The sequence below is a fragment of the Imbroritus primus genome (assembly GCF_964332355.1).
Taxonomy (GTDB): Bacteria; Pseudomonadota; Gammaproteobacteria; order Burkholderiales; family Burkholderiaceae; genus Imbroritus; species Imbroritus primus.
On sequence record NZ_OZ201293.1, the window covers coordinates 434,975 to 458,227 of the forward strand.

Annotated in this window: 18 protein-coding genes; 8 read left to right on the plus strand and 10 right to left on the minus strand. The window is 62.8% G+C overall.

Annotated features, from left to right (window positions below; all coding sequences use genetic code 11):
- Positions 1-183: 183 nt before the first annotated feature.
- The 3 genes from ACQ3C8_RS01975 to ACQ3C8_RS01985 all read right to left on the minus strand — a co-directional run bounded on the left by ACQ3C8_RS01975 (position 184) and on the right by ACQ3C8_RS01985 (position 3,626).
- Positions 184-2,001: a sensor domain-containing diguanylate cyclase gene (locus ACQ3C8_RS01975; protein ID WP_428852268.1), complete on the minus strand. Its 1,818-nt coding sequence runs from the start codon at positions 1,999-2,001 to the stop codon at positions 184-186.
- A gap of 264 nt (positions 2,002-2,265) precedes the next feature.
- Entirely contained in the window at positions 2,266-2,631 is a 366-nt protein-coding gene (locus tag ACQ3C8_RS01980) for a DUF805 domain-containing protein (RefSeq protein ID WP_428852269.1), read from the minus strand.
- Positions 2,632-2,864: 233 nt separating this feature from the next.
- Positions 2,865-3,626 (minus strand): sulfite exporter TauE/SafE family protein, encoded by a 762-nt coding sequence (locus ACQ3C8_RS01985; protein ID WP_009522950.1) that lies wholly within the window; start codon positions 3,624-3,626, stop codon positions 2,865-2,867.
- A gap of 115 nt (positions 3,627-3,741) precedes the next feature.
- Here ACQ3C8_RS01985 and ACQ3C8_RS01990 point away from each other — a divergent pair, with 115 nt between their 5' ends.
- The gene (locus ACQ3C8_RS01990; RefSeq protein ID WP_428852270.1) at positions 3,742-5,187 is read left to right on the plus strand and encodes an ankyrin repeat domain-containing protein; all 1,446 of its coding nucleotides are present in this window, start codon (positions 3,742-3,744) and stop codon (positions 5,185-5,187) included.
- A 423-nt stretch (positions 5,188-5,610) separates the two neighbouring features.
- Complete coding sequence (locus tag ACQ3C8_RS01995) at positions 5,611-6,633, plus strand: TerC family protein (RefSeq protein WP_428852271.1); 1,023 nt, start codon at positions 5,611-5,613, stop codon at positions 6,631-6,633.
- Between the two features lie 257 nt (positions 6,634-6,890).
- On the opposite strand, the gene ACQ3C8_RS02000 is transcribed toward ACQ3C8_RS01995, so the two are convergent.
- Entirely contained in the window at positions 6,891-7,136 is a 246-nt protein-coding gene (locus ACQ3C8_RS02000; protein ID WP_009522952.1) for a helix-turn-helix domain-containing protein, read from the minus strand.
- A gap of 91 nt (positions 7,137-7,227) precedes the next feature.
- Here ACQ3C8_RS02000 and ACQ3C8_RS02005 point away from each other — a divergent pair, with 91 nt between their 5' ends.
- Positions 7,228-7,593: a hypothetical protein gene (locus ACQ3C8_RS02005; RefSeq protein WP_428852272.1), complete on the plus strand. Its 366-nt coding sequence runs from the start codon at positions 7,228-7,230 to the stop codon at positions 7,591-7,593.
- Between the two features lie 330 nt (positions 7,594-7,923).
- A complete protein-coding gene (locus tag ACQ3C8_RS02010) occupies positions 7,924-9,105 on the plus strand; it encodes an ankyrin repeat domain-containing protein (RefSeq protein ID WP_428852273.1) in 1,182 nt (393 codons plus the stop codon).
- A gap of 344 nt (positions 9,106-9,449) precedes the next feature.
- Here ACQ3C8_RS02010 and queF read toward each other — a convergent pair whose 3' ends face one another.
- Positions 9,450-10,283, minus strand: coding sequence for an NADPH-dependent 7-cyano-7-deazaguanine reductase QueF (queF, locus tag ACQ3C8_RS02015; protein ID WP_428852274.1), 834 nt, complete (start codon positions 10,281-10,283; stop codon positions 9,450-9,452).
- A gap of 31 nt (positions 10,284-10,314) precedes the next feature.
- The gene (gene ilvA, locus ACQ3C8_RS02020) at positions 10,315-11,835 is read right to left on the minus strand and encodes a threonine ammonia-lyase, biosynthetic (RefSeq protein ID WP_428852275.1); all 1,521 of its coding nucleotides are present in this window, start codon (positions 11,833-11,835) and stop codon (positions 10,315-10,317) included.
- A gap of 196 nt (positions 11,836-12,031) precedes the next feature.
- On the opposite strand from ilvA, the gene ACQ3C8_RS02025 reads away from it, so the two are divergent.
- The 4 genes from ACQ3C8_RS02025 to ACQ3C8_RS02040 all read left to right on the plus strand — a co-directional run bounded on the left by ACQ3C8_RS02025 (position 12,032) and on the right by ACQ3C8_RS02040 (position 18,402).
- The gene (locus ACQ3C8_RS02025; RefSeq protein WP_428852276.1) at positions 12,032-12,610 is read left to right on the plus strand and encodes a YqaA family protein; all 579 of its coding nucleotides are present in this window, start codon (positions 12,032-12,034) and stop codon (positions 12,608-12,610) included.
- 388 nt (positions 12,611-12,998) lie between these two features.
- Positions 12,999-13,679, plus strand: a complete 681-nt coding sequence (locus ACQ3C8_RS02030) for a response regulator transcription factor (RefSeq protein ID WP_009522958.1) — start codon at positions 12,999-13,001, stop codon at positions 13,677-13,679.
- Positions 13,680-13,951: 272 nt separating this feature from the next.
- Positions 13,952-17,941 (plus strand): DUF3683 domain-containing protein, encoded by a 3,990-nt coding sequence (locus tag ACQ3C8_RS02035; protein WP_428852277.1) that lies wholly within the window; start codon positions 13,952-13,954, stop codon positions 17,939-17,941.
- On the plus strand, positions 17,938-18,402 hold the full coding sequence (locus tag ACQ3C8_RS02040; RefSeq protein WP_428852278.1) for an HIT family protein: 465 nt from the start codon (positions 17,938-17,940) through the stop codon (positions 18,400-18,402). The genes ACQ3C8_RS02035 and ACQ3C8_RS02040 overlap by 4 nt, the downstream gene beginning before the upstream one ends.
- Positions 18,403-18,472: 70 nt before the next feature.
- On the opposite strand, the gene ACQ3C8_RS02045 is transcribed toward ACQ3C8_RS02040, so the two are convergent.
- The 4 genes from ACQ3C8_RS02045 to ACQ3C8_RS02060 form a co-directional block, all read right to left on the minus strand.
- Positions 18,473-19,399: a LysR family transcriptional regulator gene (locus tag ACQ3C8_RS02045; protein ID WP_428852279.1), complete on the minus strand. Its 927-nt coding sequence runs from the start codon at positions 19,397-19,399 to the stop codon at positions 18,473-18,475.
- Between the two features lie 38 nt (positions 19,400-19,437).
- Positions 19,438-20,013 (minus strand): DUF924 family protein, encoded by a 576-nt coding sequence (locus tag ACQ3C8_RS02050; protein WP_428852280.1) that lies wholly within the window; start codon positions 20,011-20,013, stop codon positions 19,438-19,440.
- An 83-nt stretch (positions 20,014-20,096) separates the two neighbouring features.
- Positions 20,097-20,870, minus strand: coding sequence for an SDR family oxidoreductase (locus ACQ3C8_RS02055; protein ID WP_428852281.1), 774 nt, complete (start codon positions 20,868-20,870; stop codon positions 20,097-20,099).
- A 197-nt stretch (positions 20,871-21,067) separates the two neighbouring features.
- Positions 21,068-23,227: a TonB-dependent receptor gene (locus tag ACQ3C8_RS02060; RefSeq protein ID WP_428852282.1), complete on the minus strand. Its 2,160-nt coding sequence runs from the start codon at positions 23,225-23,227 to the stop codon at positions 21,068-21,070.
- Between the last annotated feature and the right edge of the window lie 26 nt (positions 23,228-23,253).

Below are 23,253 nucleotides of genomic sequence, written 5' to 3' on the forward strand. Positions count from 1 at the left end.
TGAAAGTTCCGATGGTATGCGGGGTGGGGAGCATGCGCCGGATAGCGCACGGGGGTGTGTGGAAGCAGGCGAGCGGCGGCGGGGTGGAATGGGCGCGTGCCGATGAGCATCCCGTTTGATGGGATATCGCAGCCAATGTGATCTGTGGCAACGTCGTGCGTCGCCAGTCTGCCGTTCAGGCGGTCAGCCGATCTCGATGCAGTTGCGGCCGGCCGCCTTGGCGCGATACAGCGCCTGGTCGCTGCGCGACAGTGCCAGTTCGGGCGTGCCGTCGCTTGCATACATGGCGGCGATGCCGATGCTCACCGTCAGCGCGATGGGCCCCTGGCCTTCCGGCTGCAGCGGAGTGGTCTCGAGGCTTTCCTGCAGGCGACGGGCGAAGGCCGCTGCGGCTGCCGTGTCGGCGCCATGCAGGATTACTGCGAACTCCTCGCCGCCCATGCGTCCGGCGACATCCGCCTGGCGCAACTGCCGGCGCAGCAGGCTGGCGAAGTGGCGCAGTGCGGCGTCGCCGGTGGCATGTCCCCAGCGGTCATTGATCGACTTGAAGTAGTCAAGGTCCAGCATCAGCACTGCCGCCATGCGCGTGCTGTCGCGTTGCAGGCGGGCCAGTTCCGCCGCAAGGCTGGTCATGAAGGCGTGGCGGTTGGGCAGTTGCGTAAGGGAGTCGGTCGTTGCGAGGGCTTGCCACTGGGTTTCGATGCGCTTGCGCTCGGTGGCGTCGGTGATCAGGCCGTGCCACACCGTGGTCCCATCCTCGAGGCGTTGCGGACGTGCGTGGCCGTACCGCCAGCGCAATCCCTGGCGCGGCAGCATCACACGGTATTCGAGTTGCCATGGCTTTTGCTGTGTCGCCGAGATCTCGAATGACGTCAGATAGGTTTGCAGGTCATCGGGATGGATGCGCGCATGGATCGCCTCCGGCGCAATCGTACTGTCTTCCTCCGGATCCAGCTCATACATGTCGGCGATGCCCGCGCTCACATATGAATAGTGCGTCGTGCCATCGGCACGCTGCTGTCGCTGGAACATGAGGCCAGGGACTTCGCTGCTCAGGTCGTTCAACAGTTTTGCGCTTTGCCGCAGCCGCTCGGAAATCGTGCGCATCGCGGTGATGTCCTGCGTGGTACCCACCATCCGCATTGGTTTGCCATCTGGCGTACGGCTCACCACCTTGCCGCGGCTGGACACCCAGATATAGCTGCCATCCTTGCAGCGCAGCCGATGCTCCACCTCGTAGCTTTCCGTCTTCTGTTCGAAGTGTGCCTGTATGGTCGCGCGCACATAGTCGATATCGTCAGGATGTACACGCAGGTAGCTGTCCATCAGGCGGTTGGTCAGCTCATGCTCGCGATAGCCGAGCAAGGCCTTCCAGCTGCGCGAGTAGTGGATCTCGTCCGCTGCCACGTTGCGGTCCCAGATGCCCGTGCCGCTGCCCTCGATGGCCAGCAGCATGCGTCGCTCTTTTTCCATCAGCGTGGCGTTGCGGGCCGTCATGGAGGCCAGCGCACGGCTCTGTTGCACGGCACTGGCGGTGACGCCGGCCAGTTCATCGAGGCAGGTCCGATGCATGGCGCTCAGCGCCTGGGGCCGATGGTCGAACAGGTAGAACGCGCCGAGCAAGGTACCGTCTTCCGCGAGCAGCGGCGATGCGGCATACATCCGGATGCCTGGCGCCTGTGCCACGAGCGGATGGTGACGCATGCGCGGATCGGCCAGGGTGTCTTCTACCAGCATGGACGTGCGTTGCAGCGCATGATAGAAAAATGACAGGGTGCGGGGCGTATCGGGAAAAACATGTCCTGCGCTGGCGGCGATCCATTGGTGGTCGCCTTCCACCAGCAGGATCGCCGAACTGTCTGTGCCGGTCAGGCGCTGCGCGGTACGCGCCAGACGGTCGAGCTGGCGGTCGGCAGTGGTGTGAAGCGTCGTGCTGCTGCCGGGAGGCTCAGTGGGCCGGTCCTGATCGCTGGCATCGTCAAGTTTGGCGAAGGTCGGCATGTGAAAAGCAGCGTGCGGTCGGATGCGGTCTGTCTCAAACCGGAGATGCCCCGGCACGCATGCCGGGGCTGGATGCTGGCATCTTATCAGAGCGTTTCGGCCGCGGCGAGTGATGCGGCGAGGGGGACGTTTCCGGCTACCGAAAAATACCCGGATGGTGGTCCGAAATGTCGGGACACAGGCTGGACGCGGGTTCCGGCAGATCGGCGGGTCGGAGCAAGGAAAGAATGCCGCACTATATCAGTATGGCATTGGCAAACGATATCAGGCAGCCTTGGGGTCGGGCCCATAGGCGTTGGTCTGCGGCTCGCCATCCTGGACCATGAAGAAGATCAGGATCAGTCCACCGATCAGCGGAATGAGTGACAGCAGCAGCCACCATCCCGAGCGTCCTGTGTCATGCAGGCGGCGCGCGCCAACGGCAATCGACGGAATCAGCATGGCCAGCGAAAAAATGCCCGAAAGCAGGCCCACTTCCTTGCTCTCGCCCGCCGTACCCGTGGCGCCGTCGATCCCCCACAGCACGAAAAAGATCAGCATGTAGAACAGCACGAAATACCAATACTCCTTGCGACGCGCGCGGCCGCTGAAGGTGGCGTAGTTGCGTAAGGCTTGCAGGAACCATGACATGACGCACTCCCGAGTTGAAGACAGCGTTTGGCAGAAGGCGGTAACTGGCTCGTTACCGGTACAGCAGGTCGATTCTGCGATGCCGGGCCGCCAAGCGCAATCATCCGGAAGTGGCAAGGCAGTCCACATTGCGGATGCGTGCCCCGCTGCTTCGCGCCAGCATGCCGTCCGGATCGTCCGGATCGTCCGGATCGTCCGACAGCTGGTCCGCATGTGATCCGTCGATCTCCGGCTCAGGCGGTCCAGCCCAGCAGTCTTGGCAGCGCCGAGGCCAGCATCATTACGCCGGACGCCGTCAGCAAGCCAAGCACGATCTTGCGGAACGCCACCTCGCTGATGCCCGTATAGACCCGCGCCCCGAACAGCGCCGGCAGCAGCATGGCTGGCGCCACGATGGCGAACAGCGGCAGCATGTCGCGCGTGATCAGGCCCGTGGCCAGATAGATCGCCATCGTCACGGCGAGCATCGACAGATTGAAATTCTGGATGACCGTGCGCTGCGTATCCTTGTCGAAACCGCGCAGCGTGCACCACAGGGTCGGCAGCGATCCCGCAAAGCCGCCCAGGCCGCTCATCACGCCGCCGGCCATGCCCGCCAGGCCATCCGCGAAACGCCCGCCAGCCTTGAACGGCCGGCGTGGACGCGCCGCCATGATCAGCATCGCCGGGCACCACAGCACCAGCAGCGTACCGAGAATCACCTTGAACCAGTCCATGTCCAGGCGCGGCAGCAGCAGCACGCCGAGCGGAATACCGGCAAGCCCGCCCAGCACGAATGGCAGCAGGCAGCGCCAGTCGAAGCCGCGCCGCACCGTGACGGCCGCCACGACCTGCCCGAGCAGCGACCCGAACACCACCAGCGCCGCCGCGAGCCGCGGCTCGAGGGTCCACGCCCACAGCGACATGGCGGTGAGCCCGAAGGCAAAGCCGGACAAGCCCTGAACAAAGCCAGCCAACATCGCGCCAAGCGCGACGACGAGATAGAGGGAATCCATTGCGACCTTTGCGAACGTGTGGCGACCGTCAGCAACTCAGTGACAGACCTGCCGGTTGGCAGGCGCACGGGTATTGTCGTTGAAAATGGTGAGGCAGAGTATGGCGGATGGATGAATGGCGCACATCGCCAGCCGTGCCAAGAGCGTCCACACACTTTATCGCCTCATTTCCCCAGCTACTCATTTTGCATTTGTTTGGTTGGACGAGGCCGTAACGAAAACTACGATGTGTGTTCCATCTCCTCGTCCCATTTTCACGGAACACGCAATGACAGGAAAAATCCCAGGGCAAGGCGCACTGTTGCCGCTTCCTCCGGAGCTGCCGAGGCCGGGCGCCCCGGTGGTCTCGAAATCCACGCCCACGCCCCATACAAGGGCCTCGCTCGAGGCGCTGCCCCTGGAGGTCCTCAACCTGGTGACCGGGTATTTGGGAAAACAGGCACGCAGAGCATTGCGTCAGACCTCGCTGGTCATGAAGCAGCGGATCGATGTGCTCGAAGCCGACCACCACGAGCGCGCCGCACAAGTCGACACACTGCTGCGTATTCCCCATGCTCAACGGCGTCTGGACGGTCTCGTGCGGATCGGCCTGTTGCCATCCAGCGCGCTTGCCTATAACTTCAGTACGCGCAAGCGTGCAGTGCTGCTGTCTGATAACGTGATCCGGGGCTTGCTGCTGAATAGGGACAATCACGTTGGAGTCGATCTCGAAGCGTTCTCGCGTATTTCAAGCGACCGCATGCCGAAGGTGATTGGCGGTATCGCCCAGATCACGGGTCTTCTCAAAAATATCGCCTCAGACCAAAAATCGAGAAGCGGGAAACAATCTACTACTCCGTCAAAATTCATCCAGAGCAATGTGTTTGCCAACGCATTGCACAATGAGTATCGATCGCCATTCCAGGAGTGCCTGCGTCAGTTCAATGCAGACCGGCGCCGAGGCGGAAAACCCAACCTCGAACTGGTCAAGCAATGGGCCCGGGCTATCCACCCCGATATCCATCGGATCAGCTCTCCGCCATTGCCCCAGGAAGACGGGGCCAAGGCCATTGTCGGCGAAGGCGGGCTTACCAGCCTGTTTGAAGCCGCTTGCTCGCATGTAGAGATCGTCGAGATCCTGATGGAAAGCGGAGCGGATTTCAATATTGCCAAGGCAGATGGACAGACACCCCTGATCTGCGCCACGCGGGAAAGCCATCGCGATACTGAGAAAGTCATGGAGGCGTTACTCCGGAAAAACGTCGCAGTCGATCATGCGGATGAAAATGGCCGGACGGCCCTGCACTGGGCCGCAAAATACCTGCGCGTGCACAAGGTGGCGCTTCTGCTCCGCCACGAGGCCGGCATCAACCTTCTCGATCACCGCAAGCGGAATGCGCTGCACCTTGTGCTTGCAGAACGGACGAACATCGCCCGGCAGGTCGTGTTCGATACAGCAAAACATCTCATCGACGCCGGTATCGATCTCCTCCAGCAAGACGATGCGGGAAAACGCCCGATCGATTATCTCCGTGGGGTCGACAATGTCCCTGACGAACTGATCAAGCTGCTCGAACGATGATGACGGCTCGCCATCCGGGATCGGCTTGAGGCGCACTGATCTGGCCGCCAGCACTCGCAGCCAGCAGACCGGCCGGGGTGAAGCGCGCCACCGCGGCCTGGCCTGGTGCGACGACGTATCCCGGAGCTCGGGTCGAGCGCTGTCGGGCGTTTTCCATGTCACTGCGGCCGGGGTTCGGCAGCCGGCGATTGACGGATCCGGGAATTTTCTGGTTGAATAGACACGCCTCTCAAAGGGAGTAGCTGACACAGGCGCCCAGTGCGCTGTGTTGCGGTGCCGTCATTCCGACGTTGGTGGGTTGGCAACCATCGGCGTCCGGTACCGTGTCCCGGGTACAGACATGTCCCGGGCAGCAAGACTGGCGAGGATCCCCGACAATTTGTTGCTCAGGCGTTGCCGGCTTGGGTTGAGAGGCTCGTCACGATGATTTCCATCGGCACTCCCCTGTTGTGGACGCTATTCGTCGCGTTCGTCCTGATCGCGCTCGCGATCGATTTTCTGGCGCTTAACCGGCAAGGCTCGCATACCGTCAGCATGCGGGAAGCGACCATCTGGTCCATGATCTGGGTGGCCGTGTCATTCCTGTTTGTCGGCTGGCTATGGTGGTACCTCGGCGGCGCCGGCCCGGATCCGGCCATGCGGGCGCTCGCGGAGGACAAGGCGCTCGAGTTCATTACCGGCTACCTGGTCGAGAAAGCGCTCGCGGTCGACAACATCTTTGTCTTCCTGATGATCTTCACCTATTTCGCCGTACCCTCGGATTTCCAGAAGCGCGTGTTGATGATTGGCATCCTCGGTGCACTGGTCTTGCGTGCCGTCATGATCCTGATCGGCGCGTGGCTGATTGCCCAGTTCCACTGGATCATGTATGTCTTTGGCGCGTTCCTGCTGTTTACCGGCGTCAAGATGTGGTGGGCCGCCGGCAAGGAGCCGGACCTCGGCAACAATCCGGCGCTGCGCTGGATCAACCGGCACCTGAAGCTCTCGCCCGACTATGACGGTGAGCGCTTCTTCACGGTGGTCAATGGCGTACGCATGGCCACCCCGCTGTTGGTGGTGATCCTGCTCATCGGTATCGTGGATGTCGTGTTTGCGGTCGATTCGATCCCGGCGATCTTTGCCATCACCACGGATCCCTTCATCGTCCTCACATCGAATGTCTTCGCCATTCTCGGGCTGCGGGCGATGTATTTCCTGCTGGCCGGAATGTATGAGCGCTTCCACCTGCTCTCTTATGGACTCGCCATTGTCCTGGTCTTCATCGGCGCCAAGATGCTTCTCATCGACGTCTACAAGATCCCGGTGAGCTGGTCGCTCGGCTTTACCGTATTGACGCTGGCGATCACCATGGTGCTGTCCTTGAGGATTCCCGCGACGCGGGGCCAGGCCGGCACAGCGTTTCCATTCGGGGCCAAGTCGGAGAGGCGGTCGGCAGACGATTCTTGAGAACCCTGGTCGCAAGCCCGCGGTGGATGCATACCCAACCGCGCGGCTTGCGTGACAGGAAGCGGGCGGCGGGCACGGTGCCGGCTGCGGGATCCCCCCCCCGATGTTCTCGTCAACCACTTTTAGTTGGGTCGAACACAAGCAGGTATTTGACAAAGCTCGCAGTGGCGGGGAGAGGCAATCCCTGGCGAGTAAGGAGCGTAATCAGGCGCTGGATACACAATAGGCGGCGACCAAGCTCACCTGCAGGTCAATTTTTACAACTCATTCAACGCTTCCGCTGCCCTGAACAACTCCGACAGCGGCGTCCCCAGCGCCTCCGACACCTTCATCAGCGTCACAAAACTCGGTGGCGATGCTCCTCGCTCCAGCCGGCTGATCACGGTCACATGCACGTCGAGTTGTTCCGCCAGTTCTTCCTGCGTCAAGCCGAGCGTCGTGCGTTTCTGGCGGATCACGCCGCCGAATGAGACCGCAAACTTCAGTTTTTTCTGAGTAACCATCGCGCCAAGTTTGCCTAGGCGCAAACATCTGTTACAGAGATAAATTTACGATAATATAGACAATATTGTTTATATTTGGCGAGATTGATCCATGGACTTTTTGCCAGGCGAGGAGGCTGCCAACGATCCGAAAGCCAGGAAAGATGGCCGCAAGACGGCAACGCAGCAAAGAGCCGCGGCGGAGCGGATCATCAGTTCATTGAATACGTTGTTTGTCGACTGCGTGGTATATCGCTGCAGTCTCTTGCCGAGCAACATGAGGTCAGCGTTTCTCAAGCAGATAGAAGTGGAATGGAAGGCGCCAAGTCGAGATGAACTGTTCAAACGCATACGGCATCGTCTTTCTCGCCTCTCTGCCGCGCCTTGCACAACGGACGAGGCCAAGGCCCACGTCGATACCCTGATCAAAAAAATCCGCCGCATTGACGGCCGCTTGTTGCGCGACTGGGTGCGGTAGCGCACGTATCACGCTGACGGCTGCGACATGCCATCGCTTGATGTATCCGTATAACCTTGTTTTGCAATCGTTTTGTTGGTTGTTCGGGTAACCGTCTCTACGATGTGCGTTCCATTTTGTCAAACTAATTTACTGGAGCGCATGATGTTGGGCGGAGTTTCTCAAGTTCGTTTCGGTGCCGACGAGATACCGGCGTCAGCCACATCGTTGAGCGTAGAGACTGCGCAGATAGTGTTGACGCCCAGGACTAGGCTCTCGCCCCTGGAAAGTGCACCGCTTGATGTCAAAAGACTCATTCGCGGATTCTTGAGGCAAGCGGATTGCGATGAGTTGAAAAAGACGTCGCGCACGATGCGCGCGTTCGTCGAGGGTGAATCCAGAATACTGTCTGCCAAGGTGGATGCATTGCTGATGATTCCGCATGCCGAACGTAAGCTGGAGGATCTGGTGCGCATTGGCCTGTTGCCGCGTAGCGCGCTGACTTATCACTTTAGTGAGCGGAAACGTGCGGTGTTGTTGTCCGATAACGTCATCAAAGGACTGCAACTAAACAAGGAAGACAATGTTCGCGTAGATCTCCGGGCGTTTTCGCACATTCCGAGTGATCGCATGCCGGATGTGAAGAACGGGATCGCGCACCTGACCGAGACTTCCGGCGTCAATTCCACAGCCATTTTCCATCATAAAAATCTGGAAATGATCAAACTCGGGAATGGCAGCCGCGTATCGGTTCTGTCCGAAATCGCAAAAAGCAATGTGTTCGCCAATGCTTTGGATAAAAGGAATGCATCGGTGTTCGAGGATGGCCTGATACTGTTCTCGCTCATGCGGGGAGTCGGTTTGAGAAAAATCGATGTTTCTCTGATGAGGCATTGGGCGGAGATGCTGCATCCAGCAATCTATTCTGTCCCGAAAACCGCTGGAAATACGGCGCGTCTGGTAAGAGAAGGGGAGTGCAACGGTTTGTTTTTCGCGGCAAAAACTGATCAAGCGGTTGTCGAAGTGCTGCTGCGAAGAGGTGCGAATTTCCATATTGTTGACGAAAGCGGCGAGACGCCGCTCTTCCATGCAGTGCGGGAATCGCATCGCGATACGGACGCCATTGTGCGGCTACTTTTACAGCATGGTCTCGATGTGAATCATGTGAGCAACGAAGGCTGGTCCGCGCTACATCATGCCGCAATGCGCCTGTTGCCGAGCAAGGTCAAGTTGCTGGCTGAGCACGGTGCTGATGTCAAGCGGTGTGATGGTGAGGGGCGAAACGCACTGCATAATGTTCTTGAGGCAGCCAGCACACCCTTCGGGATTGCGCCAAAGTGCATTGAAGTGATCCGGATTTTGCTAGACGGTGGTATCGACCCGCTGCAGAAAGATCACTCCGGCAAACGGCCTCTCGATTGCATTCCCGAGGCATCGCGACATAGTCCTGTTTATCCGAACATCTTCCAGATGATCGAAGATGCTTTGCTGGCACGTGAGCACGAAATATCCGCCAGCACTGCAGTTATCTGATTGATCTCGCTCGCCTGTGCGCTTGCAATCTATGTACGGCCGACCGCCGCCACGCATTGCGAGCGCTATGCGACAACGCTTTCTCTTTCTACTCGCATCATCTCGCAAAGCTGCCCGCACTTGGTGGCGCCCTCCTACCTATAGGCAAGCGCGAGCATCATCAATCTGATCGCATCTGGCGGCGTCTTGCGCGACTGTCGCCAGAGCCATGCACGGAAGCCGAGGCGCAGGCCAGCGTCGACACCCTGATCAAAAAAATCCGCCGCATCGACGGCCGCCTGCTACGCGACTGGGTGCGCTAGCGGGGACGTGCGGATGCGGCGTGCGTAGGGAGCGGGGCGGAGTTACTGCCGCGCATTGCGCGCATTATCCGGCCATGGCGTATTGAAGTTGGTGCGGAACGGGTTGATATCCAGTCCGCCGCGCCGCGTGTAGCGGGCGTACACGGCGAGCTTCACGGGCTTGCACTGGCGCTGCACGTCCATGAAGATGCGTTCGACGCATTGTTCGTGGAATTCGTTGTGGTTGCGGAACGAGATGAGGTACTTGAGCAGCCCTTCCTGGTCGATGGGCGCGCCGACGTAGCGGATCTGTACGCTGCCCCAGTCGGGCTGGCCGGTGACGAGACAGTTGGATTTGAGCAGGTGCGAGACGAGCGTTTCCTCGACGATGGTTTCGTCGTGGTTGGCGTGCAGCAGTTCGGGCGCGGGGCTGTAGATGTCGGTGTCGATGTCGAGCCGGTCGAGCAGCAGGCCGTCGAGTTCGCGCATCTTGAGGGTGCCGAACTGTTCGGGCAGGGTGAGGCGCACCTGCACGGGGCCGCCGCAGGCTTCGGAGAGGTCCTGGTGCAGCAGTTGCTGCATGGCTTCGACGGAGGCGATGCGGGTCTGGTTGAAGCTGTTGAGGTAGAGCTTGAACGATTTGGATTCGACGATGTTGGGCGTGTCGGCGGGCACGATGCAGGTGGCCAGCGCCACTTGCGGCTTGCCTTTCATGTTGAGCCACGAGAGTTCGTAGGCGTTCCACATATCCACGCCAAAGAAGGGCAGGGCGCTGCCCTGATGCAGGCCGAGTTCTTCGCGCTTGGCGAGGCGCGGGATGGGGAACAGCAGCGAGGCATCGTATTCGGTCTTGTAGGCCGAGGGTTTGCCAAGCGGCGAGTGTTCAGGCTGGGTCATGAAATGCAATACGTTGTAATTCGGTCCGGGTTCAGGCCAGGAACAATTTGTACACCGGGTTTTCGCTTTCGTCCACGTAGTGGTAGCCGAGCGAGCTGAGGAATTCGCGGAAGGCGCGCTTGTCGTTCTTGGGCACCTGGATGCCGACGAGGATGTTGCTGGTGTCGGCGCCCTGGTTGCGGTAGTGGAACAGGCTGATGTTCCAGTTGGGGTGCATGCTCGACAGAAAGCGCATGAGCGCGCCGGGCCGCTCGGGGAATTCAAAGCGGTACAGCAGTTCGTCCTGCGCGAGTGGGGAGTGGCCGCCGACCATGTAGCGGATGTGCTGCTTGGCGAGTTCGTCTTGCGAAAGGTCGAGTGTGGCGAAGCCCTGCTTGCGGAAGGCGGCGGCGATCTTGTCGCTTTCGGCGCGGCTGGCGATCTGCAGGCCGACGAAGATGTGCGCCTGCGCCTTGTCGGCGATGCGGTAGTTGAATTCGGTGACGGCGCGGTTGCCGACGAGTTCGCAGAAGCGCTTGAAGCTGCCGCGTTCCTCGGGGATGGTGACGGCGAACACGGCTTCGCGCGATTCGCCAACGTCGGCGCGTTCGGCAACGAAGCGCAGGCGGTCGAAGTTCATGTTGGCGCCGCTGGCGATGGCGACGAGCTGCTGGTTCTTGAGCTTCTCGCGTTCGGCGTAGGCCTTGAGGCCCGCCACGGCCAGCGCGCCGGCGGGTTCAAGAATGCTGCGCGTGTCCTGGAATACGTCCTTGATGGCGGCGCAGATGGCGTCGGTGTCGACCAGGACGATCTCGTCGACCAGCTCGCGCACGAGGCGGAAGGTTTCCTTGCCGGCCAGCTTGACGGCGGTGCCGTCGGAGAACAGGCCGACGTCCTTCAGTTCCACGCGCTTGCCGGCGTCCTTGGAGCGCTTCATGGCGTCCGAATCGACGGTCTGCACGCCGATGACTTTCACCTCGGGACGCACGGCCTTGATGTAGGCCGCTACGCCGGCAATCAGGCCGCCGCCGCCAATCGGTACGAACACGGCGTGCAGCGGACCGGCGTGCTGGCGCAGGATTTCCATGCCGATGGTGCCTTGCCCGGCGATGACTTCGGGATCATCGAAGGGATGCACGAAGCTGAGCTTGTGCTTGGCCTGTAGTTCTGCGGCGTGGTTGTAGGCGTCGGAGTAGGAGTCGCCATGCAGCACGGTTTCCACCCATTCGCCACCGAGTTCGCGCACGGCATTGATCTTCACCTGCGGCGTGGTCACCGGCATGGCGATCATGGCCTTGCACTGCAGCTTGGCCGCGGACAGTGCGACGCCCTGCGCATGGTTGCCGGCCGAGGCGGTGATGACGCCGCGCTTGAGTTCGGCAGGCGTAAGCGAGGCCATCTTGTTGTACGCGCCGCGCAGCTTGAAAGAGAACACCGGCTGGGTGTCTTCGCGCTTGATCCAGACGCCGTTGCCGGTGCGGGCAGAGAGGTGTTCGGCGTAGGTCAGGTCCGACTCTTCCGCCACATCGTAGACCTTGGCGGTGAGGACTTTTTTAAGATAATCGACTGGCATGGCTGGGCGGCAGGAGCGGCGGGAAGCAGCAAAAAAGGCGGCAGGAACCGGCGGCGCAGGCGCGAGGCTCGTGGGCGTGCGGGGCCGGGACGATCAAAAATTCGGGAAGCCGATAGCGTAACACGTCGCGGGCCAGCGGGCTGAGGCGCTTGCGGGCGGTGCCTGCGCAGCACGCGAACCACGTAATATAGCGGCGATGGAAACCTGGATCGATTCCCTGCTGCAGACCCTGGCCTTGCCCGATGTGGGGCTGCCGACGGTGTTCGTTGTCAGCCTGCTGTCCGCCACGTTGCTGCCGTTGGGGTCGGAACCGGCGGTGTTCGGCTATATCAAGCTCAATCCAGACATGTTCTGGGCGACCATCGCGGTGGCCACGGCGGGCAATACCGTGGGCGGGGCCATCGACTGGTGGCTCGGCTACGCGGCCAAGCTCGCGGTGGTGCGCTACCGCCAGCAGCGCCAGGCGCGGCTGCATGCGCGCGAGCACGCCCTCAACCTGCCCCATCCGCCGCGCCAGAAGAAGCCGTCGCTGGACAAGCGTTATTTCCGCTGGATGCGGCGTATCGGACCGCCGGCGCTGCTGTTTTCGTGGTTGCCGGCCGTGGGCGATCCGCTGTGTGCGCTGGCCGGCTGGCTGCGCCTGCCGTTCTGGTCCAGCCTGGTTTACATGGCGATTGGCAAGCTGCTGCGTTATCTGACGATGACGGCCGTGCTGCTCTGGATTCCCAACAGTTTCTGGGAAGCGCTGGCGGCGCCGTTTCGCCACTGGTTTTAATCCGTTGTTGTCCTGAAAGTCTTACCGCAGGCAGGTGGCTGCTGGTCGACATGTGCGCCACCGGTCCACCGTCCTGCGCGTCTTAGGTGTTCCCCGTCGTACGCATAGTCGTGCCTGCAATGCGCGGCAGTCCCCAGTGTGGACGGCCGAATGGTTGCCGACACTGTTCAGCCTTAGTTCAGCCGGGTAAGGGCCCACTAGGTCTACCGCGTGCGTGTCCACGCCCCGTGGATCGGGTTCCGCATGCGCAATTCAATGACAGGAGTTAAACCATGTTGGAGCGTTTGATGGCGCCGATGGTGGCGCTGACCCTCTGTTTTACGATGTGCCCGGCGACGTCTGCGCCGGGCACGTCGGTTGCCTCCCGCTGCCGGGAGGAGGCGCGGTAATGCGGATTCTGGTGGTGGAAGATGACCCCGTCCTGCGCAGCAACCTGTGCCAGACCCTGAAGGATGCTGCCTACGCAGTGGATGCCGCGGACAACGGCGAGGACGCATGGCAGGTGGGCGGCGTGCAGCCTTACGATCTGGTGGTGCTCGACCTGGGTCTGCCGCGCCTGGATGGCTTGACCGTCCTGCGGCGCTGGCGCAGCGAGGGGGTGAACACACCCGTGCTGATCATCACGGCGCGGGACCAGTGGCACGAAAAGGTGGCCGGCATCGACAGCGGTGCGGACGATTACCTGACCAAGCCGTTTCATGTGCAGGAGCTGCTGGCGCGGGTGCGGGCCCTGATCCGTCGCACACAGGGGCTGGCTTCGCCAGTATTGACGTGCGGCCCGGTCAGCCTCGATACGCGCAGCCGCCGGGTGACGTGGAACGGCATGCCGGTGACGTTTACGAGCCACGAGTTCAAGGTGCTCGACTACCTGATGCACCGGCCCAATACCGTGGTGTCGCGCGCCGAGCTGATCGAACACATCTATGCCCAGGACTTCGAGCGCGATTCCAATGTGATCGAGGTGTTCATGGTGCGCCTGCGCCGCAAGCTGCCGCCTGGCATGATCGAGACAGTGCGTGGCCAGGGTTACCGGCTGGTGCCGCCGGAGCCGATCAACCCCTGGTCGTGACCATTGCCGGCGCGCCCGGCCCCTGCAGGTGCCGGCTGATAGACGAAGCCAGTCCCACCCCCTCCCGCTTGGGGGTGCGGTCTGTTGACAGCCTGCAGGGCGTGCAGTTGTGCGATTTCCCGAATACTCCTGAGTCTGGTAGGGTTTTAGCGGGCGCTGCATTCGTCGTATTGACAAGGGGCGGCGGGGTTGTGCGGCGCAGCGAAACTGTCCTTTGCAGTACAATTCCTTTTTAAGCGACAGACGCTTTCCTGCGTCCAGGACAAGTCTTCATGAATGCCCCACTAGTCATCGATGCTCGCCTTGCGGCCGACGATGCACCCGCCCGGGTGCGCGAAATTCCCTACAACTACACATCGTTCTCCGATCGGGAAATCGTCATCCGCCTGCTGGGCTCCGAGGCCTGGCAGATGCTCGACGAGCTGCGTGCCGAGCGCCGTACCGGCCGGTCGGCGCGCATGCTGTACGAGGTGCTGGGCGACATCTGGGTGGTGCGCCGCAATCCGTACCTGCAGGAAGACCTGCTGGATAACCCGCGCCGCCGACAGATGCTGGTGGATGCGCTGAATCACCGCCTCAACGAGATCGAGAAGCGCCGGGTAGCCGATCATGCGCAGCAGCATGACGCGGGCGCCGAGGAGCGTGCGCGCCGGGTCGAGTACCTGGTGCAGCAGGCGCGGCAGGCGGTGGAAGAATTCAAGCGCGAGTTCAGCGATGCCTATGACCTGCGCAAGCGCACGCTCAAGGTGCTGGGCCGCTATACGGAGAAGGACAACATCAAGTTCGACGGGCTGTCGCGCGTCTCGCATGTGACTGATGCCACCGACTGGCGCGTCGAATATCCCTTCGTGGTACTCACGCCGGACACGGAGCGCGAGATCGCCGGACTGGTGAAGGGCTGCTTCGAACTGGGCCTGACCATTATCCCGCGCGGAGGCGGCACCGGCTATACCGGCGGCGCGATTCCGCTGACGCCGATGTCGGCCGTCATCAATACCGAGAAGCTGGAATACCTGGGCCCGGTCGAGCGCATCGACATGCCCGGCGTGGCCGAGCCCGTGCCGACGATCCTGTCGGGTGCAGGTGTGGTGACGCGCCGCGTGGCCGATGCCGCAGAAAAGGCCGGCCTCGTGTTTGCTGTGGACCCGACCTCGATCGACGCCTCGTGCATCGGCGGCAACGTCGCCATGAACGCCGGCGGCAAGAAGGCTGTGCTGTGGGGCACCGCGCTCGACAACCTCGCGTCGTGGCGCATGGTCGATCCCGACGGCAACTGGCTCGACGTGCAGCGCCTCGACCACAACCTCGGCAAGATCCACGATGCACCGATGGTCCGCTTCTCGCTGACCTGGTCGGATGGCAAGCGCGCGCCCGGCGAAGCCGTGCTGCGCACCGAGACGCTGGAAATCGAAGGCCGCCGCTTCCGCAAGGAAGGTCTCGGCAAGGACGTGACTGACAAATTCCTGTCGGGCCTGCCGGGCGTGCAGAAGGAAGGCTGTGACGGCATCATCACCAGCGCGCGCTGGATCCTGCACCGCATGCCGAAGCAGACGCGCACCGTGTGCCTGGAGTTCTTCGGGCAGGCGCGCGATGCGATTCCGAGCATCGTCGAGATCAAGGATTACCTCGACGCCGAAACCCGCAAGGGTGGCGCCATCCTGGCCGGCCTGGAGCATCTGGACGAGCGTTACCTGCGTGCCGTGGGCTACGCCACCAAGAGCAAGCGCAACGCCTTCCCGAAGATGGTGCTGATCGGCGATATCGTCGGCGACGATGAAGACGCCGTGGCGCGCGCCACCTCGGAAGTGGTGCGCATGGCCAATGGCAAGAGCGGCGAAGGTTTCGTGGCGGTGAGCCCCGAGGCGCGCAAGAAGTTCTGGCTCGACCGCTCGCGTACCGCCGCCATCGCGCGCCATACCAACGCCTTCAAGATCAACGAAGACGTGGTGATTCCGCTCAACCGCATGGGTGAGTACACCGACGGCATCGAGCGCATCAATATCGAACTGTCGATCAAGAACAAACTGAAACTGGTGGATGCGCTCGAGGCCTTCTTTGCCAAGGGCGACCTGCCGCTAGGCCGCAGCGACGACGCCAATGAGATCCCCAGCGCCGAACTGCTGGAAGACCGCGTGCAGCAGGCGCTGGCGCTGGTGCAGGCGGTGCGCGGCCGCTGGCAGTATCTGCAGGGCCATCTCGATACGCCGCTGGTGCAGGCGCGCGCCGCACTGGTCGGCCACGGCCTGGGCCTGCTCGGCCAGACCTTCGAGCAGCGCCAGCTGGAGCAGCCGGAGACCACGCTGTTCCACCTGCTGCAAGACCGCACCATCCGCGTATCGTGGAAGAACGAGCTGCGCGCCGAGCTGCGCAAGATCTTCAACGGCGGCGAGTTCAAGCCAATCCTCGATGCGGCGCAGGCGATCCACAAGGACGTGCTGCGCGGCCGCGTGTTCGTGGCGCTGCACATGCACGCCGGCGACGGCAACGTGCACACCAACATTCCGGTGAACTCGGACGACTACGAGATGCTGCAGGACGCCCACAAGGCGGTGGACCGCATCATGGCGCTGGCACGTTCGCTGGACGGCGTGATCTCGGGCGAGCATGGCATCGGCATCACCAAGCTGGAATACCTGACCGATCAGGAGATCGGTGATTTCCGCGACTACAAGCAGCGCGTCGATCCGCACGGCCGCTTCAACAAGGGCAAGCTGCTGCGCGACGGCGGGATCGCCGCTGACCTGCGCAATGCCTATACGCCGTCGTTCGGGCTGATGGGGCACGAGTCGATCATCATGCAGCAGAGCGACATCGGCGCGATTTCGGACAGCATCAAGGACTGCCTGCGCTGCGGCAAGTGCAAGCCAGTGTGCGCCACGCACGTGCCGCGCGCCAACTTGCTGTACAGCCCGCGCAACAAGATTCTGGCGACCTCGCTGCTGATCGAAGCCTTCCTGTACGAAGAGCAGACGCGCCGCGGCGTGTCGATCAAGCACTGGGACGAGTTCTCGGACGTGGCCGGTCACTGCACGGTGTGCCACAAGTGCGTGACGCCGTGCCCGGTGAAAATCGACTTCGGCGATGTCACCATGAACATGCGCAACCTGTTGCGCAAGATGGGCCAGCGCAAGTTCAACCCCGGCACGGCGGCGTCGATGTTCTTCCTGAACGCGACCAATCCGCAGACCATCAACTTCACCCGCAAGGTGATGATCGAGTGGGGCTACAAGGCGCAGCGTATCGCTCATGACTTCATGAAGAAGCTGGCGAAGAAGCAGACGGCGCATCCACCCGCTACGGTCGGCAAGCCGCCGGTCCGCGAGCAGGTGATCCACTTCGTCAACAAGAAGATGCCGGGCAACCTGCCGAAGAAATCGGCGCGCGCGCTACTCGATATCGAGGACAACGAGATCGTGCCGATCATCCGCAATCCGCAGACCACCACGGCGGATACGGAGGCGGTGTTCTACTTCCCGGGCTGTGGTTCGGAGCGCCTCTTCAGCCAGGTAGGGCTCGCCACGCAGGCGATGCTGTGGCATGCCGGCGTGCAGACCGTGATGCCGCCGGGCTACCTGTGCTGCGGCTATCCGCAGCGCGGCAGCGGCGACTTCGACAAGGCGGAGAAGATGATCACCGACAACCGGGTGCTCTTCCACCGCGTGGCGACCACGCTGAACTACCTCGACATCAAGACCGTGGTGGTGTCGTGCGGCACCTGCTACGACCAGCTGGCCGGGTACCAGTTCGACAAGATCTTCCCCGGCTGCCGCATCATCGACATCCACGAGTTCCTGCTCGAGAAGGGCCTGAAGCTCGACGGTGTGACCGGCACGCGCTACATGTACCACGACCCGTGCCACACGCCGATGAAGCTGCAGGATCCGCTCAAGACGGTGAACGCGCTGATGGGGGCGCAGAACGGCAGCGCCGGCGCGATCGAGAAGAACGACCGCTGCTGCGGCGAATCGGGCACGCTCGCGGTGACGCGCCCCGACGTGTCGACGCAGGTGCGCTTCCGCAAGGAAGAGGAAATGCGCAAAGGCGCGGACAAGCTGCGCGACGCCGATGCATTCAAGGGTGAAGTGAAGATCCTCACCAGCTGCCCGTCGTGCCTGCAGGGCCTGTCGCGCTACAACGACGACAGCGGCACCACGGCCGACTACATCGTGGTCGAAATGGCCCGCCACGTGCTCGGCGAGAACTGGCTGGTCGACTTCGTGAACAAGGCCAACAACGGTGGTATTGAACGGGTGCTGGTATGAACGAACCGAAAGTCATCAACGAACCGACAGTCGTGAAGGGCTGCGAACTGTGCGAGCAGGATGGCGGCGAGGTGATCTGGCGCCATCCGCTGGCGCGTGTGATCCTGGTCGAGGAAGAGCATTTCCCCGGCTTCTGCCGCGTGGTGTGGAACGACCATGTGGCGGAGATCGGCGACCTCTCCGATGAGGATCGCGACTGGCTGATGCGCGTGGTGGTCACGGTGGAACGCGCGATCCGCGAGGTGCTGCAGCCGCAGAAGGTGAATATCGCCTCGCTCGGCAACCTCGTGCCGCACATCCACTGGCACGTGATCCCGCGCGATCCGTGGGACAGCTATTTCCCCGATCCGCCGTGGGGCAAGACACCGCGCCGCAATGCCGACATCGGCCTGCAGGCGGCACGCCGGGCCCAGTTGCCGCAGCTGACCGCGCTGCTGCAGAGCCGGCTCGCGGCACTCTGATACGGGGGCATCGGGAGGCGTCAAGCGTCTTCCGGTGTCTTCCGCGCGATCCCGGCGCGGTATCCCGGCATCAGCCGCCGCTTTCCAGATGCGGGCGCATCAGCGCCTCGAACCATTCCACGAAAACGGCCAGCCGCCGCGAGCGCTGGCGCCGGTGCGGATAGACGATCGACACCGGCATGGGCGCGGCGCGGTAGGCGGGCATGACCTCCACCAGTTGCCCCGCGTCCAGCAAGTCCCCGACGTCGTAGCGCGGGATCTGCATCAGGCCCAGTCCGGCGACGCAGCAGGCAATATAGCTTTCCGCATTGTTGGCGATGACCCGGCTCGGCATCTCGAGCGTGTGCGTGTCGCCGTTACCCCCATCGTCGTGCGCCACATATTCCCAGGGGACTTCGCGCCCGGTGCGCGGCGAGGCGTAGCCGATGGCCCAGTGTCCGTTCGACAGGTCGCCGGGACGTACCGGCTCGCCATGCGCGCGCAGGTACGCGGGGCTGGCGCAGTTGATCAGGGCGATCTGGCCGAGCGGCCGCACGACCAGGCTGCTCTCGTGCAGCGCGCCGATGCGTACCGCGCAGTCCACGCCTTCTCCCACGAGATCGATGGCGCGGTCGGTCGACCCGAGCGCCAGCTGCAGCCGCGGATGGCGCTGCAGCAGCCCGGGCAGGGCAGGGGCGATCAGGCGGCGGGCGATGCGGCTGGGGACATCGATGCTCAGCCGGCCGGAGACCTGATGCTGGCTGGCCTGGAACAGCTGGTCGATGTCTTCCGCTTCGGCCAGCAGCGGGCGCACGCGCGCCAGCAACTGCTCGCCATCGGCCGTGAGCCGCACCCGCCGCGTGGTCCGGTGCAGCAGGCGCACGCCCAGCCGGGTTTCCATCTGCTGGATGGCCGCGGACACCGAGGCCCGCGGGATGTCGAGGGCCTGCGCGGCCCGGATGAAGCTGCCCATGTCCGCGACCTGGGCGAACACGCGGTACTGGTCGAATCTGTCCATGTGCCGGATCTGCCGATCTCAAGTGAAGGCTGCTCTGGTCAGCCTGCGAATCCGCCCTGATCCAGAAAGGCCTGCTCCTGCGCCGTCATGCTGCGTCCCAGCAGGGCATTGCGATGCGGGAAGCGGCCGAAGCGCCTGATAATTGCCGCATGCGCTTTTGCATGGTCGAGCCACGGACGGCCGAGGCGCCGGTTCAGCGCCACGGACAGCTGCTGGTCGGCCATGTTCTCCGAATGTGCAAACGGCAGGTAGAAGAATAGCCGCAATTCGGGATCGACCTGCAGATCGAACTTCATCTCGATGGCCTGCCGGGCAATCCGCCGGGCCTGCGCGTCCGTCGCATACATGCCGGCGGTTTGCCGGAAGGCATTGCGCGGAAACTGATCCAGCAGGATCAGCAATGCGAGCGCGCCGTCGGCTGTTTCGGCCCAGGCATCGAGCGCGCCGGCAGCGGCGGCGTGGTGCAGATCGAGATAGCGTGCGCGAAACCAGAGATCGAACTGCGGCCGCTGGCTGAACCAGTCGGCGCGGACGGTGTGCCACCAGCGCACGATGTCCGTGGCCGTCTGTTCATGGTCGGACTGGCCCGCGTTGTCCGGCGGCACCGCTGTCATGCGTGCCGCCGGATCAACGGATCGTGCTGCTTGCACAGGACTGCACGCGCACCCTGCAGGCGCGTCGTTGACGGCATGCATGCTCACTTCGTGGTGTAGCCGCCATTGATCAGGATCGTCTGGCCGGTGATCCACCAGCCGTCGCTCACCAGATGGCGGATGAAAGGCACCACGTCCTCGATGTCCGTCAGGCCCGTCTTGCTGAATGGCGACAGCGCCGCGGCGGTCTTGTGGTAAGCCACGGCATCCACGCCTTCCGCCGGATAGAAGAACGGCGTATCCATCGGGCCCGGGCCGACGGCGGTGACCGAGATGCCGCGTGCGCCGAACTCCTTGGCCGCGGCACGCGTGAAGTGCTCCACGGGCGCCTTGGTGCCGGCGTACGACGCGTAGAACGGCGTGAACGCGCCCAGCAGCGACGTGACCAGCGTGCAGATCTTGCCGTTGTCGTTGACATGCTTGCCTGCTTCGCGCAGGAAGAAGAACGCCGACTTGGCATTGACCGCGCTCATCTCGTCGTATTCGGCCTCGGTAATCTCCACGAACGGTTTCTTGAGCACCTTGCCCACGGTATTGATGGCGATGTCGGGTCGGCCGACGGCTGCCACTGCATCGGCGAAAAGCTTTTCCATGGCGGCGGCGCTGGTCAGGTCGGCCTGCAGCGCCACGGCTCGCGCGCCCGCCCGCTCGACTGCTGCCACCGTCTTGTCGGCATCGGCCTTGCTGGCGGCGCTGTTGTAATGGATGACGACGGCCTTGGCGCCCTGCTCGGCCAGATCGCGCGCGATCAGCCCGCCGAGGTTCTTGGCGCCGCCGGCGATGAGGGCGGTCTTGCCGCGGATGGAATGGTCAGCCATGGCACATCTCCTGTGTGAGTGTCGATGCCTGAGCATAGGCGGAGCGGCGCGCGCGATAAACCGGCTTCTCCTGGATGGATTGTCCGGAATATCGATCCAATCGCGCGTGCAGGGCGGCGGTGCGTCCGTGGCGGGTTGGCCGCACCGATAAAAAGAACCGGGCCGCAGCCCGGTTTCCGGTTGCCGATCCAGCCTGATCAGAATTTCCAGTTGGCCGTCAGCATGGCCGAGCGTCCCGGCGCGACGTTGGCGAACAGGCCGACGTGCGAGCCGTCGTAGATGGTCTTGTCGGCCAGGTTGTTGACGTTCAGGCGCACGTCGAAGTGCTTGTTGAAGCGGTAGCTGGCCATCGCATCGAAGCGCCAGTACGACGGCAGCACCAGCGTGTTGGCATCGTTGGCGAAGCGGTTGGACATGTAGAACGCGCCGCCGCCAATGGTAAAGGCTGGCGTGATCTTGTACGTGGTCCACAGGCTGAAGCTTTGCTTGGCGACATACTTGAGCTGCTTGCCGGCATTGCCGCCGGCGCCGTCGGCCAGCAGTTTCGGGTTCAGGTAGGTATAGCCGCCAAACACGCCCCACTGCGGCGTCACCTGCCCGGAGAAGCCGAGTTCGATGCCGGTGGCGCGGCTCTTGCCAATCAGTTCGATGTCGCCGAGTGCGTTTTCGGCGCGCTGGTTTTTCTTCTCGGTGCGGAACACGGCGGCAGTCAGCGAGAGCTGTTCGTCGAGCACATCCCACTTGGTACCGAGTTCGATGCTGCGGTTGCGTTCCGGATCGAGGTTGGCGTTGCCCGCCGACAGGCCACCGCCGGCTGCGCCATCCGCGCCGCCCGACTGGCCGAGCGTTTCGCCCGACGGGTTGGAGGAGGTGCTGTAGGTCAGGTAGACGCTGCCGTTCGGCGCGGGTTTGTAGACCACGCCCGCCTGGTAGTTGAAGATGGTCGAGTCGTTGGTGAGCGTACCGTTGGTGACGTTGTAGTCATCGAGGCGCAGGCCGACATTAACATCCCACTTGTCCGACAGGTGCATGGTGTCGGTGGCATAGAGGGCGCGCGTCTTGGTGCGGTTGGCCAGCGTGTTGCGCGGGCCGAAACTGGTGACGCCGGTGTATGGGCCGTTCGGATCCGGGTTCTGCAGGTCGACGCGTGGAATCGCGCCAGCGGCCGCCGTGCCGGTCTTGATCTCCTCGCGGCTGAATTCGACGCCGGCGGCGAAGCTATGGCGGATCGTGCCGGTGGTGAAGCTGCCGCTCAAGTCTGTCTGGTTGATCAGCGAGGTGGTCACCGAGTTGCGGGTGCGGGCATCGCGGTTCACCATGCCGGTCGGCACGTGGATGGTCGGGCGTGTCATCACGTACTGGTTCAGCGTTGAACCGTAGCGCGTGATGTTGCGCAGTTTCAGGCCCTGGCTGAAGCTGTGCTCGATTTCGACGGTGGCGAGGTCGGCCTCATTCTTGCGGAAGTCCCGCGTGGTCGAGCCATAGAAATTCTCGCCGTTCACCACGACCGGCCGGCCGGTGTTGTTGATCGTATCGAATGGATGGCCGAGATCCGGTGTTTCGTCGGAGCGCAGCGCGTAGTAGCTGAGCGTGGCGCGCGTCGGCCCGTTCAGGCCGAGCGTCAGTGATGGCGCGATGCCCCAGCGTTCGACATCGGGACCATTGCGGCCGGCGACATCGGCCTTGTGGGCCATGGCGTTCAGGCGGAAGGCGGCGTTCTCGCCGGCCCAGTTGCCATCGACGGTGGTGCGGAAGGCATTGTCGGTGCCCACGCCGACGGAACCGGCGGCGAAGGTCTCGGCCTTCGGTGTCTTGGTCACCAGGTTGATGGAGCCGCCCGTGGCGCCGCGCCCACTGTAGGCCGAGCCCGGGCCTTTGACGATTTCCACGGACTCGAGGTTGAATGCCTCATGGGTGAACCGACCCACATCCCGCATGCCGTCGATCATGATGTCGGTACTGGCTTCATAGCCGCGGATGAACGGCCGGTCACCGACCGGCGTACCACCTTCGCCTGAACCCAATGTCACACCCGGGACGGTGCGCAGGATATCGGTGAGCGAGGCAGCGCCGCGTTCCTCGATGATTTCCTGTGGAATGACCGTGACCGTCTTGGGCGTGTCGAGCAGCGGCGCCGTAAACTTGGGCGAAGACGCGCGCGAGGTCTGGTAGGGAGTGTCACCAGGGGCGCGGACCTGCACTTCCGGCAGGGTTGTAGCGGCCTGGCTGGTTGCTGCCTGAGCGGGGGCAGCAGTCTGCGCGTGGGCGGCGCCGAAGACCAGTGCCGTGGCAGCGGCGAACAGGGTCGGTTGCACTTTGAAGGCCGCGCCTTCGCGCGGGGTGTTTCGACGAGACATGAGCTAATCCTTGGTTCTTTTTCGAA

Coding starts and splice junctions, on each gene's coding strand:
- ACQ3C8_RS01975 (WP_428852268.1), bottom strand. CDS start 2,001: ATGCCGACCTTCGCCAAACTTGACGATGCCAGCGATCAGGACCGGCCC.
- ACQ3C8_RS01980 (WP_428852269.1), bottom strand. CDS start 2,631: ATGTCATGGTTCCTGCAAGCCTTACGCAACTACGCCACCTTCAGCGGC.
- ACQ3C8_RS01985 (WP_009522950.1), bottom strand. CDS start 3,626: ATGGATTCCCTCTATCTCGTCGTCGCGCTTGGCGCGATGTTGGCTGGC.
- ACQ3C8_RS01990 (WP_428852270.1), top strand. CDS start 3,742: ATGGCGCACATCGCCAGCCGTGCCAAGAGCGTCCACACACTTTATCGC.
- ACQ3C8_RS01995 (WP_428852271.1), top strand. CDS start 5,611: ATGATTTCCATCGGCACTCCCCTGTTGTGGACGCTATTCGTCGCGTTC.
- ACQ3C8_RS02000 (WP_009522952.1), bottom strand. CDS start 7,136: ATGGTTACTCAGAAAAAACTGAAGTTTGCGGTCTCATTCGGCGGCGTG.
- ACQ3C8_RS02005 (WP_428852272.1), top strand. CDS start 7,228: ATGGACTTTTTGCCAGGCGAGGAGGCTGCCAACGATCCGAAAGCCAGG.
- queF (WP_428852274.1), bottom strand. CDS start 10,283: ATGACCCAGCCTGAACACTCGCCGCTTGGCAAACCCTCGGCCTACAAG.
- ilvA (WP_428852275.1), bottom strand. CDS start 11,835: ATGCCAGTCGATTATCTTAAAAAAGTCCTCACCGCCAAGGTCTACGAT.
- ACQ3C8_RS02025 (WP_428852276.1), top strand. CDS start 12,032: ATGGAAACCTGGATCGATTCCCTGCTGCAGACCCTGGCCTTGCCCGAT.
- ACQ3C8_RS02030 (WP_009522958.1), top strand. CDS start 12,999: ATGCGGATTCTGGTGGTGGAAGATGACCCCGTCCTGCGCAGCAACCTG.
- ACQ3C8_RS02035 (WP_428852277.1), top strand. CDS start 13,952: ATGAATGCCCCACTAGTCATCGATGCTCGCCTTGCGGCCGACGATGCA.
- ACQ3C8_RS02040 (WP_428852278.1), top strand. CDS start 17,938: ATGAACGAACCGAAAGTCATCAACGAACCGACAGTCGTGAAGGGCTGC.
- ACQ3C8_RS02045 (WP_428852279.1), bottom strand. CDS start 19,399: ATGGACAGATTCGACCAGTACCGCGTGTTCGCCCAGGTCGCGGACATG.
- ACQ3C8_RS02050 (WP_428852280.1), bottom strand. CDS start 20,013: ATGACAGCGGTGCCGCCGGACAACGCGGGCCAGTCCGACCATGAACAG.
- ACQ3C8_RS02055 (WP_428852281.1), bottom strand. CDS start 20,870: ATGGCTGACCATTCCATCCGCGGCAAGACCGCCCTCATCGCCGGCGGC.
- ACQ3C8_RS02060 (WP_428852282.1), bottom strand. CDS start 23,227: ATGTCTCGTCGAAACACCCCGCGCGAAGGCGCGGCCTTCAAAGTGCAA.